Annotated in this window: 15 protein-coding genes; 7 read left to right on the top strand and 8 right to left on the bottom strand. The window is 59.6% G+C overall.

The window, feature by feature from the left end:
* Positions 1–91: 91 nt before the first annotated feature.
* Positions 92–2,167 carry an AsmA family protein gene (locus ACIOYV_RS24695; protein WP_401327795.1) on the bottom strand — a complete coding sequence of 692 codons (2,076 nt, stop codon included), beginning with the start codon at positions 2,165–2,167 and terminating at the stop codon, positions 92–94.
* Between the two features lie 387 nt (positions 2,168–2,554).
* Here ACIOYV_RS24695 and ACIOYV_RS24690 point away from each other — a divergent pair, with 387 nt between their 5' ends.
* The 7 genes from ACIOYV_RS24690 (at position 2,555) to ACIOYV_RS24660 (ending at position 7,877) form a co-directional block, all read left to right on the top strand.
* Positions 2,555–3,067, top strand: a complete 513-nt coding sequence (locus tag ACIOYV_RS24690) for a hypothetical protein (RefSeq protein ID WP_401327792.1) — start codon at positions 2,555–2,557, stop codon at positions 3,065–3,067.
* A gap of 158 nt (positions 3,068–3,225) precedes the next feature.
* Positions 3,226–3,858, top strand: coding sequence for a TetR family transcriptional regulator (locus ACIOYV_RS24685; RefSeq protein WP_054044074.1), 633 nt, complete (start codon positions 3,226–3,228; stop codon positions 3,856–3,858).
* Between the two features lie 314 nt (positions 3,859–4,172).
* On the top strand, positions 4,173–4,673 hold the full coding sequence (gene ureE, locus ACIOYV_RS24680; RefSeq protein ID WP_054044075.1) for an urease accessory protein UreE: 501 nt from the start codon (positions 4,173–4,175) through the stop codon (positions 4,671–4,673).
* Positions 4,670–5,344 carry an urease accessory protein UreF gene (locus ACIOYV_RS24675; protein ID WP_265042745.1) on the top strand — a complete coding sequence of 225 codons (675 nt, stop codon included), beginning with the start codon at positions 4,670–4,672 and terminating at the stop codon, positions 5,342–5,344. The genes ureE and ACIOYV_RS24675 overlap by 4 nt, the downstream gene beginning before the upstream one ends.
* A gap of 23 nt (positions 5,345–5,367) precedes the next feature.
* Complete coding sequence (ureG, locus tag ACIOYV_RS24670; RefSeq protein WP_123402399.1) at positions 5,368–5,982, top strand: urease accessory protein UreG; 615 nt, start codon at positions 5,368–5,370, stop codon at positions 5,980–5,982.
* A gap of 29 nt (positions 5,983–6,011) precedes the next feature.
* Entirely contained in the window at positions 6,012–6,584 is a 573-nt protein-coding gene (locus tag ACIOYV_RS24665) for a HupE/UreJ family protein (protein ID WP_401327787.1), read from the top strand.
* A 165-nt stretch (positions 6,585–6,749) separates the two neighbouring features.
* Positions 6,750–7,877, top strand: a complete 1,128-nt coding sequence (locus ACIOYV_RS24660; protein WP_401327784.1) for an AGE family epimerase/isomerase — start codon at positions 6,750–6,752, stop codon at positions 7,875–7,877.
* Positions 7,878–8,008: 131 nt separating this feature from the next.
* On the opposite strand, the gene ACIOYV_RS24655 is transcribed toward ACIOYV_RS24660, so the two are convergent.
* The 7 genes from ACIOYV_RS24655 to ACIOYV_RS24625 all read right to left on the bottom strand — a co-directional run bounded on the left by ACIOYV_RS24655 (position 8,009) and on the right by ACIOYV_RS24625 (position 15,998).
* Positions 8,009–8,914 carry a cation diffusion facilitator family transporter gene (locus tag ACIOYV_RS24655; protein ID WP_163908038.1) on the bottom strand — a complete coding sequence of 302 codons (906 nt, stop codon included), beginning with the start codon at positions 8,912–8,914 and terminating at the stop codon, positions 8,009–8,011.
* A 221-nt stretch (positions 8,915–9,135) separates the two neighbouring features.
* Complete coding sequence (locus tag ACIOYV_RS24650; RefSeq protein ID WP_054044081.1) at positions 9,136–9,906, bottom strand: SDR family oxidoreductase; 771 nt, start codon at positions 9,904–9,906, stop codon at positions 9,136–9,138.
* A 1,000-nt stretch (positions 9,907–10,906) separates the two neighbouring features.
* Complete coding sequence (locus ACIOYV_RS24645; protein WP_123513958.1) at positions 10,907–11,623, bottom strand: ABC transporter ATP-binding protein; 717 nt, start codon at positions 11,621–11,623, stop codon at positions 10,907–10,909.
* Positions 11,620–12,495: an ATP-binding cassette domain-containing protein gene (locus tag ACIOYV_RS24640; protein ID WP_054044083.1), complete on the bottom strand. Its 876-nt coding sequence runs from the start codon at positions 12,493–12,495 to the stop codon at positions 11,620–11,622. Before ACIOYV_RS24640 ends, ACIOYV_RS24645 begins: the two co-directional genes overlap by 4 nt.
* Positions 12,492–13,775 carry a high-affinity branched-chain amino acid ABC transporter permease LivM gene (livM, locus tag ACIOYV_RS24635; RefSeq protein ID WP_265042737.1) on the bottom strand — a complete coding sequence of 428 codons (1,284 nt, stop codon included), beginning with the start codon at positions 13,773–13,775 and terminating at the stop codon, positions 12,492–12,494. The genes ACIOYV_RS24640 and livM overlap by 4 nt, the downstream gene beginning before the upstream one ends.
* 3 nt (positions 13,776–13,778) lie before the next feature.
* The gene (locus ACIOYV_RS24630) at positions 13,779–14,693 is read right to left on the bottom strand and encodes an ABC transporter permease subunit (protein ID WP_054044085.1); all 915 of its coding nucleotides are present in this window, start codon (positions 14,691–14,693) and stop codon (positions 13,779–13,781) included.
* Positions 14,694–14,864: 171 nt separating this feature from the next.
* Positions 14,865–15,998 (bottom strand): branched-chain amino acid ABC transporter substrate-binding protein, encoded by a 1,134-nt coding sequence (locus tag ACIOYV_RS24625; RefSeq protein WP_054044086.1) that lies wholly within the window; start codon positions 15,996–15,998, stop codon positions 14,865–14,867.
* Positions 15,999–16,128: the final 130 nt, after the last annotated feature.

Raw genomic sequence — 16,128 nt, 5'->3', positions numbered from 1 at the left:
CTTTCGCGGGCAAGCCTCGCTCCTACAGGGGATCATCGAACCTGTAGGAGCGAGGCTTGCCCGCGAAGGCGTCTTCACAGACGCCATAGATTTACTTGGTTGGCTTAACGGTGACCGGCGCCTTGCCCGCCCTCATCTGCTCCAGCAACGGCGCACACTGGTTCGGCTCGCCACCACTTGGCGCCACCAGCGCCAGCAACCCCGCCGCAGGCGCAGCAATCACGCCCAGCGCCACCATCCCCGCACCGCGCAGCAACAACGGCACAGCTTTCACCCCGGCACTCGGCTTGATGAATTTGCCCTGCACGTACAGCGGCGAGCGCAATGAAATCAAACGCCAGCCCTTGGATTCCGGGGTGATGGTCAAGTCCAGTTGCTCAGTGGCCATGTTCGCGGTGCCATCGATGTAGATGATCGCGTTCTCGGTATCGAAGACAAACAACTGCGTGGTCGCCAGGCCGGTCTTGATGTCGAAGTCCGCCGCTGCGCAGTTGATCTTCACTTCCTTGTCGCCAAAGATTTTGCCGACCACGTAGTTGCCGACGTTGAGCCCGGCCAGCTCCATCAACTCGCGGCTGATGGCGCCGTCGTTGATCAGCATTTTCAACTTGCCGTTGGACGTGCCCAGCAACTTGGCCACGGAGTTGCCACGACCCGAGATATCGGCGTCGCCGTTCAGCTCGCCAAAACTGGTTTTCATCGGTTCGAAGGTCGGGAACAACTGCTTCAACTTGAAGCCCCGCGCCGTGAGCTTCGCCTGGCCTTCCAAAGGTTCGGTGCGGCCATTGAGGCGAATCTGCGCATCGAGCTTGCCGCCGGCCACGCCGAAACGCAGGGGCTCCAGGCTCAGCACGCCGTCAGTCAGCACCAAGTGGGTATAGAGGTCGGTGAACGGCAGTTTTTCGCTGTGGACGATGCGCTTGCCGGTGAATTCGACATCCGCGTCCATATCCCGCCAGCGCTCGGTCTTGAACTCCTCGACCGGCAACACCTTGTCCGTCGGCTGCTTGCTTTCACCGCCACGAGCCTTCTGCTTGGCGTTGGAATCGGCGCCGATCAACGGCGCGAGGTCGGCAAACAACAATTGATTGGAGACCAGCGAACCGCTGAGTTTGGGCCGTGGCTGATTGGCGACGTAAGCCAGGTCACCGTGAATGTCGCTGTTGCCGATCTTGCCGTTGAAGCCTTCATAGCGGAACTGCGCACCGGCGGAGTCATGCAGCTTGGCGGTCAAGTGACCGTCGGTGGCGTAAGGAGGCGAGTCCGGCAGAGTGACGCCGGTCAGCGGGTACAAGTTGGCCAGGCTGCTGCCGGCGAGTTTCAGGCGCAGGTCCAACGCGCCGAGGTTCAGCGGGTCGGTCAGGGTGCCTGCCAGTTCGACGCTGGTGTCGGCGATCTTCACCTGGGCTTGCAGCGGAAACGGCTTGGCCGCGTCTTGCAACGCCAGCAGGCCGCCGATCTTGCCTTCACCGGCGAGTTTCTGTTGGTGGTATTGGCCCTTCACCTTGATCGCGAACGCGTAGTCCTGGGGAGCACCGCCCTTCTCGACTGCGGTTTTCGCCGCTTTGTCGCCGACGATGTCGCTGAACGGAATCGGTTTGCCCAACGGATCAATCAGCACGTCGAGCTGGGTTTTCAGGTTTTGGTCGTCAAGGGTGACGTGGCCCTTGTCGAAGCCGATGGCACCGATGTCCACCACCCAATTCGACGGTTCGGCGTTCGGGTCTTTGGGGTCGAACTTGAACGTCCAGTTCGCGCGGCCATCGGCCAGGCGCTGGAGGTCGGCATTCGGTTCGGTCAGGTCAATGCGCGGGATCACCACGCGTTGCGCCAACAAGGCCAGCGGCGAGATGCGTAACTCGACGCGTTTGAGGGTGACCATCTGCGGCTGCTTCGACCAGTCCGGGTTGCCCAGGCTCAGGTCCTCGGCCACCACATGCGGCCACGGCACCCAGGCACGCCAGCCGCCTTCATCGAGCTCGCGCCGCCACACCACCGCGAGGTTGCCATTAATGGCGAACGGACGATGCAGTTCTTCGGAGACTTTGGCATTGAGCGGCGGTTTGATCCGGTTCCAATCGAAGAACACGATGATCAGAACCAGTATTGCCAGCAGGACAACCAGGCTGGCGAAGGTCCAAGTAATTATTTTTGAAGTGCGCGTCATTGCACAGGGCTCCTGAATACGACTGAGCGCCCTGACTGCGACGCACGTTTGAAACGGTAGGCCAGAACCGGCCTGCCATGAAATCTACGACTGGGAAATGGCTCGCAGGTTTAACTGAAATGCCTCTTAACGCTCAAATAATCGGCCGCGGACACAGTGCGCCCGCTTCTGGCGTTACCGGTCCCGCACTTTTGTGCGGCACGAGTGAGTCGAAAATACCCACCTCAGTGCAAAACGGCCCGCCGGAAACGCCCGTTCTAGAGCCTCTGCGTCAAACAATCAATTCTGTTGATTATTACCATTGCGTTTATGAACTTTTATATCGACTTATCGAGAGTAGCATTGCCCTCGTACCCACTTTATCGCCCTCCCAAGGAGCAACCCATCATGAAACGCCAATTACTGCTTAGCCTTACCCTTTCGATGCTAGCCAGCACCGCTTTTGCTCTGCCAGCTGCTGATCAAGCCACACCACAAGTCAAAGACAGCCACTCGGTGTTCAGCCAAACCGTCGCAGCCGATGGTTCGGATCGCACTCCACAAGGCCAGACCCTTGCCGAAGGTGGTAATGATCGCCTGAAAGAAAAAGGCTTGATCACCCAAGACGGCTACGACAAAACCCCACAAGGTCAAACTCTGGCGGCTGACGGTTCCGACCGCACTCCACAAGGCCAAACCCTTGCTGCTGACGGTTCGGATCGCACTCCACAAGGCCAAACCCTGGCTGCCGACGGTTCCGATCGCACCCCTCAAGGCCAAACCCTGGCTTCCGACGGTTCTGATCGCACTCCACAGGGCCAAACCCTCGCTGCTGATGGTTCGGACCGCACCCCACAAGGCCAAACCCTTGCTGAAGGTGGTGGTGACCGTGTAATCGAACGCAACAGCGCTTTGAGCTGAGCCCATGGCGGCCCTGAAAAAAAGCCCAATCCCCGGATTGGGCTTTTGACTTTATATAGAGCCACACTTCTCCTCGCTTGACCCCCGATCCCCGTTCGACGCCGGCAAAGCCGATTTGCTAGAGTGCGCCGCTGTCCTCTCCAGAAAACACCCTTGCGATGCTGCCCCGCGCCGAACAGAAACAACAGACCCGCAACGCCCTGATGGACGCCGCCCGCCATTTGATGGAATGCGGCCGAGGATTCGGCAGCCTGAGCCTGCGCGAAGTGGCGAAAACCGCCGGGATCGTGCCCACCGGTTTCTACCGGCACTTTGCCGATATGGACGAACTGGGCCTGGTGCTGGTCAGTGAAGTCGGCCAGACCTTCCGCGAAACCATCCGCCTGGTCCGCCACAACGAATTCGTCATGGGCGGCATTATTGATGCGTCGGTGCGGATCTTTCTCGATGTGGTCAGCGCCAACCGTTCGCAATTCCTGTTTCTCGCCCGCGAGCAGTACGGTGGCTCGCTACCGGTGCGCCAGGCCATTGGCCGCTTGCGCGAAGATATCAGCTCCGACCTCGCGGCGGATTTGTCATTGATGCCCAAGTTGCAGCATCTGGACATTGCCGGGCTGAGCGTGATGGCTGACCTGATTGTTAAAAGTGTGTTTGCGACCTTGCCGGATATCATCGATCCGCCGCTTGAAGCGTTGCCCGAGCACCTGACGCCTCAGGCCAAAATCACTCAGCAGCTGCGATTTATCTTCATCGGCCTCAAGCATTGGCAAGGTCTCGGCAGCACGGAATAAACCCTGTGGGAGCGAGCTTGTGTGGCGAGGGGGCTTGCCCCAGTTGGAGTGCGCAGCGCTCCCTCGCGTCCTATCAGAGCACCGCGCCTCTCAGATTTTACGACTGCTTCGCAGCCGAACGGGGGCAAGCCCCCTCGCCACACAAGCCCGCTCCCACATTTGGTGCATGAAGAATCCTTCACGCACCAACATGACTCAAAACACTGCAACATCCTGCAACAACTACTACTCTCCGACAGGGTTTTCCTACGTATCGCCCGATTGGCAAGCCCCTTGCTCTAGCCTGAGCATTGTCCTTTGCTGGAAGCTTTCCGATGCTGGTGATTCACCGCAGAATCGACCCTCAACCCGTCTGGGCCGCCGAGTTGCACCTGACCTTCGAAGCCCGGAGCAAAAGCCGCTTGCGCTGTTTCAGTGCCGAGCAGGAAGACGTCGGGTTGTTTTTGGAGCGCGGCCAGCCACCGCTGTATGACGGCGAGTGTCTCCAGGCCGAAGACGGACGCATCGTCCGCGTCTGCGCCCGCCCCGAACAACTGCTGCACGTCACCTGCGCCAATGCGTTCGAACTGACCCGCGCCGCCTATCACCTCGGTAACCGCCACGTGGCCCTGCAAGTTGGTGACGGCTGGTTGCGCCTGCTCGACGATTACGTGCTCAAGGCCATGCTCGAACAGCTGGATGCCAAGGTCGAAAACATAGAAGCGCCGTTCCAGCCGGAACACGGTGCCTACGGTGGCGGCCATCACCACTCGCGCCACGGTGACGAAGACTTCAACTATCCGCCGAAGCTGCACCAGTTCGGCGTACGTCTATGAACCCAGCCTGGGCGCTGCTGCGCCTGGCCAGTCCGCAGTTGCCGATTGGCGGCTACAGCTATTCCCAAGGTTTGGAAATGGCTGTGGATAACGGCCGCGTGACGGATGCCGACAGCGCCCGGCGCTGGATCAGCGATCAGTTGTTGCTGAACCTCGCCCGCTTCGAAGCGCCGCTGCTGCTCGCCCATTGCGTGGCCGCCTCGCACGATAACTGGGCCGAATTGCTGCAACGCTGCGAGGAACATCGCGCCAGCCGCGAAACCCGCGAGTTGCATCAGGAAAGTCGGCAGATGGGCTATTCGTTGCAGCAACTGCTCAACGGTTTGCCGGAACTCGACGCGCCGGCCCGGGCCTTTCTCGAACAACGTCCCGAACCGCACCTGGCCCTCGGCTGGGCCCTGGCCGCTCGCGCTTGGGGCATCAGTCCGCAAGACGCTTTGGCCGCGTGGCTCTGGAGCTGGCTGGAAAACCAATTGGCGGTGTTGATGAAAACCCTGCCCCTGGGCCAGCAAGCCGCCCAGCGCTTGACCAGTCAGTTGCTGCCGCTGTTGCAGGAAGCCCAGCACAACGCCACCCGAATCGATCCCGAACACTATGGCAGCGCCGCGTTCGGCCTGTCCCTGGCGTGCATGGCCCATGAGCGCCAGTACAGCCGCCTGTTCCGTTCTTAGGGCCTTTTATTTTGGAGAATCATATGAACACACAACCTCTGCGCGTCGGCATCGGCGGCCCGGTCGGTTCCGGCAAAACCGCCCTGACCCTGGCCCTGTGCCTGGCCCTGCGCGATCGCTACAACCTGGCCGTCGTGACCAACGACATCTACACCCGCGAAGACGCCGATTTTCTGGTGCGCAATGAAGCCCTGGCGCCAGAACGGATCATCGGCGTGGAAACCGGCGGCTGCCCGCACACCGCGATCCGCGAAGACGCTTCGATCAACCTTGAAGCCGTGGATCAGTTGAACCGGCGCTTTCCAGGACTGGACCTGATCATCGTCGAGTCCGGTGGCGACAACCTTTCGGCGACCTTCAGCCCGGAGCTGTCGGACCTGACGATATATGTGATCGACGTTTCGGCCGGCGACAAGTTGCCGCGCAAGGGCGGGCCGGGGATCTGCAAATCCGATCTGCTGGTGATCAACAAGGTCGACCTCGCGCCACTGGTGGGCGCCTCGCTGGAACTGATGGACAGCGACACCAAGCGCATGCGCAACGGCAAGCCGTTCGTCTTCAGCAACCAGAAGACCGGCCTGGGCCTGGAAGACATCATCGCCTTCATCGAACGCCAGGGCCTGCTGACCGCAGCCTGATCACGACTTATCAACAAGGAAGCTTATCCATGACACTGAAACGCATCCTGGGCGCCCTGGCCCTGCTGCTTACTCCGGCTATCGCTTTCGCCCACCCGGGCCATGGCGACAATGGTTTGATCGCCGGCATCAGCCACCCGATTGGCGGCATCGACCACTTGCTGGCGATGGTCGCCGTGGGTTTGTGGGCAGCGCAGCAAAAAGGCGCGGCGCGTTGGGCGCTGCCGTGCACGTTCGTCGGCACCATGTTGATCGGCGGTTTGCTGGGTTTTGAAGGACTGAACCTGCCGGCAATGGAAAGCGGGATTGCCGCGTCGGTGCTGGCGCTGGGCCTGGCTGTGGCGCTGGCAGTGCGTCCGCCGTTGAGCGTGGCCGTTGGCGCGACGGCGTTGTTTGCGTTGTTCCATGGCGTGGCCCACGGTCTGGAATTGCCGGACATGTCGAGCCCTTGGGCGTATGCCGCAGGATTTGTGGCGGCGACTGCGGCGTTGCATGGTTTGGGTTACGCGGTGGTTCGTGTTCTGCCGCAAGCGGCGGCGCCGTTGATTCGTATGGCGGGTGCGGCTTCGGCGGCGACTGGGGTTTGGTTGCTCGCGGGCTGATTCTTTGTTGGCTGTTCTGGCCTCTTCGCGGGCAAGCCTCGCTCCTACATTGGAATGCGTTCCCATGTGGGAGCGAGCCTGCTCGCGAAGGCGGCCTGACAGACACCGCCTCTCTCAGGCTGCTAACATGTCGCGCAATCGCCCCTGCCGTGACGACGCCAGCCAATGCCACCTGTTTCCCGCTCTGCCTCCCAGCCTGAATTGACCGCCCTGTTCGCCTCGGTGCAACAACACTTCCTGGACGTGATCGTGCCGCTCTGGCAAGGCCCCGGCTGGAATGCCGAGATGGCGCTGCCATATGAAGCGCTGGACGCCGGGCATCAACCTTTGCCACCGCAACGCTATCGCGCCATGGCCTGCGCCCGTCAGCTGTATCTATTCTCGAGCCTGATCGGCCAGGTGCCGGCAGCTCAGGAACGTGCGGCGGCGCTGTTCCGTTCCTTGCAGCAGCATTTCCACGATGCCGAGCACGGCGGCTGGTTCTACAGCATCGACCCGCAAGGCGCGCCGCTGGACCAGCGCAAAGACCTCTACACCCACGCCTTCATCCTGTTCGCCTGTGCCCATTACTGGGACAAGGTGCGTGAACCGCTGGTCGAGTCGGTGCTCAACGCCGCACTGGAAGTTGTAGCCCAACGCTTCGCCACGGACGACGGTCTGTACGAAGCGTGCCTTGAGCGCGACTGGTCCTCGCTCCAGACCGGACCATTGCAGAACCCGCTGATGCATTTGGCCGAAGCCTTCCTCGCGACCCTTTCCGTTCGCGAAGACGCTGCCGCCCAAGGCGCACTCGTCGAGTTATGCACAGCGATGCAGAAGCACTTCATCGATCCGCAGACCGGCGTGCTGATGGAAAAACCCCTCGGGGCTGTGGATAACTGGTTCGAACCTGGGCATCAATTCGAATGGTATTTCCTGCTGGAATCCTCGCCATTGCTGCGTGGATCGGCGCTGCATGCTTCTCTGGATCGCGCTTTTGCGTTTACTGAGCAATTGGGTGTCGATCCACAGACCGGCGCGGTTCGGGCAATGCTCGATCTGGATGGCTGCCCGAAGGATGGCACGGAGAGAATCTGGGCCCAGGCCGAGTATCTGCGGGCGCTGACCTTGCGGCCGAGCAGCGAAGTAGCGGTGCTGCGCCAATTGCAGGCGTTGCAGCAGCAGTTCCTGCATGAGGGTGGCTGGTATGAGTGTCGTGATGCCGTGGGCGAAGTGAGTCGCAAGGACATGCCTTCGACCACGCCTTATCATTTGGCGACTTGTTATCGCGGGTTGGTCGAGTATTTGCGCTGACTGACAGATTGCTTTCGCGGGCGAGCCTCGCTCCTACAGGAATTATGTTTGAACGCGATAATGCGGACGACACATAACCTGTAGGAGCGAGGCTTGCCCGCGAAGAGGCCCTCAAAACGATCACCTATTGATCACGCAATCCACTTCCTGTCCCCGGTAAAACTGATGGTCAGCCATCGTGCCGCATCCGCCTGACCCAACTTCGCGGAAATATCCTCGCGCAACACATCCAGTTGCCCCACGCTTTCCAGTCGGTAATCCGCCGGCAACACCACATGAATCTCGATAAACCGCGCCCGTCCGTGCTTCTGCACGTAAGAGATGTAGTCGTCGAAACCATGCTCGACCTTGGCCGCGTCCATCACCTGACGCACTTTGTCATTCAGTTGATCCGGCACTATTCCCAACACGTCGCGTAGCGCCGGACGCAGGATTTTGAAGGCCGGTGGCAACATGCTTAGCGCCAACAGAATCAGGATCAATGGGTCGACGTACACCGCCCACTGGCCGTACCCCTGGGACTTGAGCAGCAGCGCGGTGAGGAAACTCACCAGCAGGCCCACCGAGAGCATCGCGTCCACCAGCCAACTGATGTTGTCGAACTGGATCAGCGTGGATTTGAGCTTGCGATTGCGATGGCGCACGTAAAAGAAGTACGCGAACTCGACAACGGTAAACACCGCCGCGTAGATGATCACCAGCCCCAGCTCGATTTCACGGCCGCCATTGATAATGCCGAACACACCGTTGAGAAAGGCGTAGATCGCGATCAGAAACAGGAAACTGCCTTCGATCAGCAACACCATCGGCTCCAGATGCCAGAAACCGAACTGGAAGCGGTGGTTGCTTTCCTTGGCGATCAATTTGGCGGTGATCAGCATCAGGACCTTGATAAAGGTCGCGATCAACGAGAAGAAACCATCGAACAGGATGGATTGGGCGCCCGAAATAAAACCGGTAACGATCCCGGCGATCGCCACGGCGAACATCAGGATCGTCGATTGTTTGAGCAGCGACTGCTCACCTCGGTTACTCACGTAGCCTCCTCTGAAAACCTTGAAAACCGCGGGGTGCGGTGGGGTTGTTGGGGGAGGAGTCTACCTTATGCGCTGTTTTGCCCGGTTTTGTGGCGAGGGGGCTTGCCCCCGTTCGGCTGCGCAGCAGCCGCAAACCTGAGAATGCGGCATATCTGGCAAACCGATGCGCTTGGCTTAGGGGCTGCTACGCAGCCCAACGGGGGCAAGCCCCCTCGCCACAATTACGCCTTGCCACCATTTCGCTCAATCGAAAAACCCGCCCAGGTCTGGCTCACCGGCATCAGTTCCAGGCTGTTGATGTTGATGTGCGCTGGCGCATTCAAGACCCAGAAAATGGTGTCGGCAATGTCCTGTGGCTGGATCGGCTCGGCACCAGCGTAGGTGGCGTTGTAACGCTCCTGGTCACCAGCGAAACGCACCAGGGAGAACTCGCTCTCGCACAGGCCTGGTTCGATGTTGCTGACGCGCACGCCAGTGCCTTGCAGGTCGCAGCGCAGGTTCAGGGAGAACTGTTTGACGAACGCCTTGCTCGCGCCATACACGTGGCTGCCCGGGTACGGGTAGTTGCCGGCGATGGAGCCGAGGTTGACGATGCCCGCGCCACGACCATGGGCGATCAGGCGCGGCAGCAGCAGCCGAGTGCTGTACATCAGGCCTTTGATGTTGGTATCGACCATGGTGTCCCAGTCGTCCAGATCACACTTGGGCGCCGGGTCTACGCCCAGGGCCAGGCCTGCGTTGTTGATCAGCCCGCGCAGCTTGGCGAAGGATGGCGGCAGGTTGGCAATCGCCTCCTCCATGGCCTTGCGGTCACGCACGTCGAGCACCAGGCCATGCACCTCAGTCTGCTTCGACAACTCGGCGCACAGGGCGTTGAGGCGCTCTTCACGACGGCCAGTCAGCACCAGTTTCCAGCCAGCCTCGGCAAAACGACGGGCACAGGCTTCGCCAAAACCGGACGTCGCGCCGGTGATAAACAGGGTGTTGGACATCGTGTTCTCCTTGCTTCGGCTGATCATCAGCCATTGGAATAGAAAATCAGCAGCCAGCATGCCCGGCCTCGCCCTTACCGGCAACCAGCACAACTCGATGGGCCATCGACAATCCCTGTAGCAGCTGGCGAAGCCTGCGTTCGGCTGCGCAGCAGTCGCCCAATACGGATCAACAGTGAAAGTAGCGTTGCATGGATTACGACTGCTGCGCAGCCGAACGCAGGCTCCGCCAGCTGCTACAAAAACCGCGCATGTGTACGAAAAACAACCAACCACAGCCACGCCTTGTCCGCCGTGGCTTGCAGCCATGTGCGCGCACGTTATCCACAGGCCGGTCCACAGTCTTTGGGGGCAAGTGCAAAAGCTGGAAGCCGCTGTGTATAAGGCTTTGCGAGCAGAATAGAAACTTTTTTGCTTGACCCTCAAGAGGCCACCGTGTAGCCCATGGCATTTTGCACGATCCGCCGCACAAACCGACGATGGCGCCAAGCCAGCAACGACGGCCCTCAGCCGAGTCTTTCCAGAGTTTAACCACAGACTTATCCACAGGCTGGCACACCTCGGATCTGGCACTTTTGACCCACAACAAAAAGGTTGACAACGGCGGCTCATGCCCAGGGAAAAACGCCTGATCAAAAAACAACTACACGCCTGAAAGCCACGGTTTTAAAGGCGTTCAGCCAGCTACTCCCACGTTATTCACAGCCAGCTCCACAGCAAACGGGGACAAGTCAAAACTGTGACAAAACAACTATTTGCAGCGGCTTTATGTCGCGGTTTGAGAGCTTGTGAATATTGTTTTCCACAATTTCCCGAAAGCACACCACAGACACCTGTGGGAGCGGGCTTGCTCGCGAAGGCGGCGGCACATCCAGCATCAAAGTGGCTGAAACGCCGCCTTCGCGAGCAAGCCCGCTCCCACAGGGATTTGTAGTGTTCTTAGGATGTAAAAAAGCCCCGGCGATTGCTCGTCGGGGCTGTGGATTACATCTGCAAAGAATCAGTGCCCGCCGAGATAAGCGTTCCGCACTTCCTCATTCACCAGCAGCTCCTTGCCGGTGCCTGTGAGGCGGATCTCGCCGTTGACCATCACGTACGCCCGATCCGAGAGTTTCAGCGCATGGTTGGCGTTCTGCTCGACCAGGAAGATGGTCATGCCGGTTTTCGCCAGTTCCCGCAGGGTCGCGAAGATCTGTTTCACCACGATCGGCGCCAGGCCCAGGCTTGGTTCGTCGAGCAGCAACAGCTTGGGCCGGCTCATCAGTGCACGCGCGATGGCGAGCATCTGCTGCTCGCCGCCGGACATGGTCATGGCCCGCTGGGTACGTCGTTCTTCGAGGCGCGGAAACAGCTCGAACATGCGCTGCATGTCTTCCTTGGCGTACTTGTCACCAATTGGAATCGTGCCCATCAGCAGGTTTTCCTCGACGGTCATGTCGGGGAACACCCGCCGCCCTTCCGGCGACTGCGCAATGCCGTGGGACGCGATGTAGTGGGACGATTTGTGGGTGATGTCCACACCCTGGTAGATGATCTGCCCGTCAGCCGCCCGGGGCTGGCCGAAGATCGACATCAGCAGGGTCGACTTGCCGGCACCGTTGGAGCCGATCAGGCTGACGGTTTCGCCTTCGTTGATGTGCAGCGAGACTTTCTTCAGGGCCTGGATAGGCCCGTAAAACACGTCCAGATCCTTCAGTTCGAGGATGGGTTGGCTCATAGCACCACTTCCTCTTCATCAGCGCCGAGGTAGGCCGCAATCACTTTCGGGTCGTTACGAATGGCATCAGGCCCGCCCTCGGCGATGACGATGCCGTGGTCCAGCACCACGATGTGGTCGGAAATGCTCATTACCATGCCCATGTCGTGTTCGATCAGCACCACGGTCAGATCGTGCTCGTCGCGCAGCAGCCGGATCATCGCGCTCAGCGCTTCGGTTTCCTGAGGGTTGAGGCCGGCGGCCGGTTCGTCGAGGCAGATAATCTGCGGCCGCGTGCACATGGCGCGGGCAATTTCCAGACGGCGTTGCTGGCCGTAAGACAGTTCGCCAGCCAGACGGTTGGCACAGTCCACCAGGTCGACCACTTCCAGCCAGTAGAACGCATGATCCAGCGCATCGCTTTCGGCCTTGCGGTAACCCTTGGTGTTGAGGATGCCCGCCAGCATGTTGCGGTTGACCCACATGTGTTGGGCCACCAGCAGGTTTTCCAGCACCGACATTTCCTTGAACAGGCGAATGTTCTGGAAGGTCCGCGCCAGGCCGGCCCGGTTCACCAGGTGGGTGCCGCCGAACATCTTGTAGTACATACGACTGAAGAAGGATTTCGGTGAAACGAAATCCACCGGTTTGAACGATTCACCCAGCAACTGGATAACGTTGGTCTTCTCGCCGCGCACACTGAGTTCGATCTTGCCTCCCGAGGCCTTGTAGAAACCGGTCAGGCAGTTGAACACGGTGGTCTTGCCAGCGCCGTTGGGGCCGATCAGGGCGAAGATCGAGTTGCGGTGGACTTTGAGGCTGACATCGCTCAACGCCTTGATGCCGCCGAAGTGCATCATCAGCTTCTCGACCGAGAGTACGACTTCGCTCATGGCGCTACTCCTTTACGCGGGGTCACACCGGTACGGCTGATTCGAATCAGGCCGCGCGGTCGCCAGATCATCATCAACACCATCAGGATGCCGAACAGCAGCACGCGGTATTCCGCGAAGCCACGCAACAGTTCCGGGGCAACCGTCAGCACGAACGCCGCGATGACCACACCGATGGTCGAGCCCATGCCGCCGAGTACCACGATGGCGAGGATCAGGGCCGATTCGAAGAAGGTGAACGAAGTCGGGTTGACGAAGCCTTGATAGGTCGCGAAGAACACACCCGCCAAACCGGCAGTCGATGCGCCGATGGTGAACGCCGAGAGCTTGACCAGTACGTGGTTCAGGCCCATGGAGCGGCAAGCGATTTCATCTTCACGCAGGGCTTCCCAGGCGCGGCCGACCGGCATCTTGACCAGGCGATGCTTGATGTACAGCACGGCCAGAACCACCAGGAACAACACCGCGTAGATGAAGTAATACTTCACGTCCGGGTTGTAGGCGATACCGAAGAACTCATGGAAAGGCACCCCGCCGTCCTTCGCGCGTTTGCCAAACTCCAGACCGAAGAACGTCGGCAATGGCGCCGGCATGCCGTTCGGGCCGCCGGTCAGGGACAGCCAGTTGTTGAGGACCAAGCGAATGATTTCACCGAAGCCCAGGGTCACGATCGCCAGGTAATCGCCGTGCAGGCGCAACACAGGGAAACCGAGGATGCAACCGGCCAGGCCAGCGGTAATCGCCGCCAGCGGCAGCACCGTCCAGAAACCCAGACCGAGGTATTGGTAACCGAGCGCCAAGCCATAGGCGCCGATGGCGTAGAACGCCACGTAACCGAGGTCGAGCAGGCCGGCCAGGCCGACCACGATGTTCAGCCCCAGGCCCAGCAACACGTAGATCAACCCGAGGATGACCACGCCCAGCAGGTAGGAGTTGGAGAAGAACGGAAACACCACGGCGATAACGATCACCAGCGGCACAATCCAGCGCAAACGGGTTTTGTAATCGGGTGGCAGTACATGAACCCCGGAGCCGGTGCTTTCAAAGCCTTCGAGGATTCTCAGGCCCTTGGGGGTTTGCAGGAACAGGCTCAAGGCAAAGCGGCCAGCCATGACGATGGCGACAATCCACGCCACCCGTGTCGGTTGCAGGTTGAAGCCGTAGCCGTCGAGGACCACGCCGACAATCGGGCCGAACACAATCAGGGCAACGAGGCCGGCAAGAATCGCGTCAACCAGGCTTCTTTTGAGATCAATGGTTTTTTTAGTGGTTGAAGACATCGCTTACACCTTCGACACAAGAGGACGGCCGAGCAGGCCTTGGGGCCGAAAGACCAGAACGAGAACGAGCAGCGAGAAGCTGAAAACGTCTTTGTAGTCCGAGTTCACCAGACCAGAGAACAGCGACTCGGAAATCCCGAGGATGATCCCGCCGAGCATCGCGCCAGGCAGCGAACCGATGCCACCGAGTACCGCGGCGGTGAACGCCTTGATCCCGATAACGAAGCCTGCATAGAAGTCGAACGTGCCGTAGTTCATGGTGATCAGTACGCCGGCGAGGGCCGCCATTGCTGCACCGATGATGAACACGTAGGAAATCACGCGGTCGGTGTTGATCCCCAGAATCGAGGCCATCTTGCGGTCTTGCTGGGTGGCGCGGCACATGCGGCCGAGCTTGGTGTACTTGATGACATAGGTCAGCAGGCCCATGCCGACGAACGCTGCCACCAGAATGAAGATCTTGGTGTAGGTCAGCTGGACGAAGCCAGTGCCCACTTCAACGCGCCATGCACCGGTCAGCAGGGTTGGAACACCCTGTTGGCGAGCGCCCTGGGCGATCTGTGCGTAGTTTTGCAGGATCAGGGAAATACCGATGGCGCTGATCAGCGGTGCCAGTCGTGTGGAGTTGCGCAGCGGTTTGTAGGCGACGCGCTCGATGACCCAGCCATACACCGCCGTGACGATGATGGTGAAGACCAGTGTGCCGAGCATCAGCAGAGGGAAGGATTCAATACCGAAGTAAGCCAGCAGAGCCAGACTGATTGCCGCGAGGTAAGCGGAAATCATGTAAACCTCGCCGTGGGCGAAGTTGATCATGCCGATGATGCCATAGACCATTGTGTAGCCGATGGCGATCAGGCCATAGACCGACCCGAGGGTCAGGCCGTTGACCAGTTGCTGCAGGAAAATACCATCCATAACGCAATCTCACGCATTTGAGAGACTGCACAGAAGCGGGTTGCAACGGACCGGGGTTCAGCCACCAGTGCAACACGGTTATGTGCAGCTCTACGAGAAAAGACAGGTACTGCACGGACATGTTCTTTGACTGCCCGGCGCACAAGGCGCCGGGCAAATCAGCAGGTCATATCACTTCTGTTTTTCCAGCTGGTGGTATTTGCCGTCCTTGTCCCACTGGTAAACCACGTAGTCGGAGACTTTCAAGTCGCCCTTGCTGTCCCAGGTCTTCTCGCCCATGACGGTCTTGACCGGGTTTTTCTTCAGCCATTCGGCAGCTTTTTCGCCACTGTTGGACTTGGAGCCGTTGAAGGCAGCAGCCAGGGTCTGGACCGAAGCGTAGGCGTACAGGGTGTAACCTTCAGGCTCGGTGCCGGCTTTGCGGAAAGCGTCTACGACAGTTTTGCTGTCTGGCAGCAGGCGCGGGTCAGCGCCGAAAGTCATCAGCACGCCGTCGACGTATTGCGGGCCGCCAGCGGTGGTCACCAGTTCGTCGGTCACGATGCCGTCATCGGACATGAATTTCACGTCTTTCAGGCCTTCGGTACGCAGCTGTTTAACCAGTGGACCCGCCTCTGGGTGCAGGCCGCCGAAGTAGACCACGTCGGCACCGGCCGCACGGATCTTGGTAACCACGGCACTGAAGTCTTTCTCGCCGCGGGTCAGGCCTTCGTACAGCACTGGCGTTACGCCGCGCTTGACCAGTTGAGCCTTGGTGGCATCTGCCAGGCCTTGGCCGTAGGTGTCTTTGTCGTGCAGTACGGCAACTTTCTTGCCCTTGAGCACGTCGACGATGTAGTCGCCGGCCACGATGCCTTGCTGGTCGTCACGCCCGCACATACGGAACATGGCGCTCAGGCCGCGTTCGGTAACTTGTGGGTTGGTGGAACCTGGAGTGATCGCGATGATGCCCGCTTCGTCGTAGATCTCGGAGGCCGGGATGGTCGACGAGGAGCAGAAGTGACCGACTACGCCAGCGACTTTCTGGTTGGTCAGGTCCTTGGCGACCGTCACAGCCTGTTTCGGTTCGCAGGCGTCATCGCCCTTCACCAGTACGATTTTTTCCCCGTTGACGCCGCCCGATGCGTTGATCGCGTCGGCTGCTGCCTGTGCACCCTTCATGTACTGCTCGCCAAATGCCGCGTTGGCGCCAGTCATTGGACCTGCCACACCGATTTTCACATCAGCTTGTGCAAACGCAGAAACACCCAACGCAGTTGCCACTGCGAGGGCCAGAAAGCCTTTCTTGTAAAACGTCTGGGACATGAGGTGGTGCTCCAAGGTTTTTTTTTAGTTGGCACTGCGACTTCTCTGGTTGCTCAGAGCAAGGGCCGTGCCATCGGTTTTTTATTCTGAAAAAAGTCGCTGCTTTATTGTTATTTCGACTGTTTCGATC

The sequence above is a fragment of the Pseudomonas sp. NPDC087342 genome (assembly GCF_044744265.1).
In the GTDB taxonomy this organism is placed as follows: domain Bacteria; phylum Pseudomonadota; class Gammaproteobacteria; order Pseudomonadales; family Pseudomonadaceae; genus Aquipseudomonas; species Aquipseudomonas nunensis.
The sequence above is the reverse complement of the archived record's forward strand: the minus strand, read 5'-3'. Positions and strand labels throughout refer to the sequence as shown.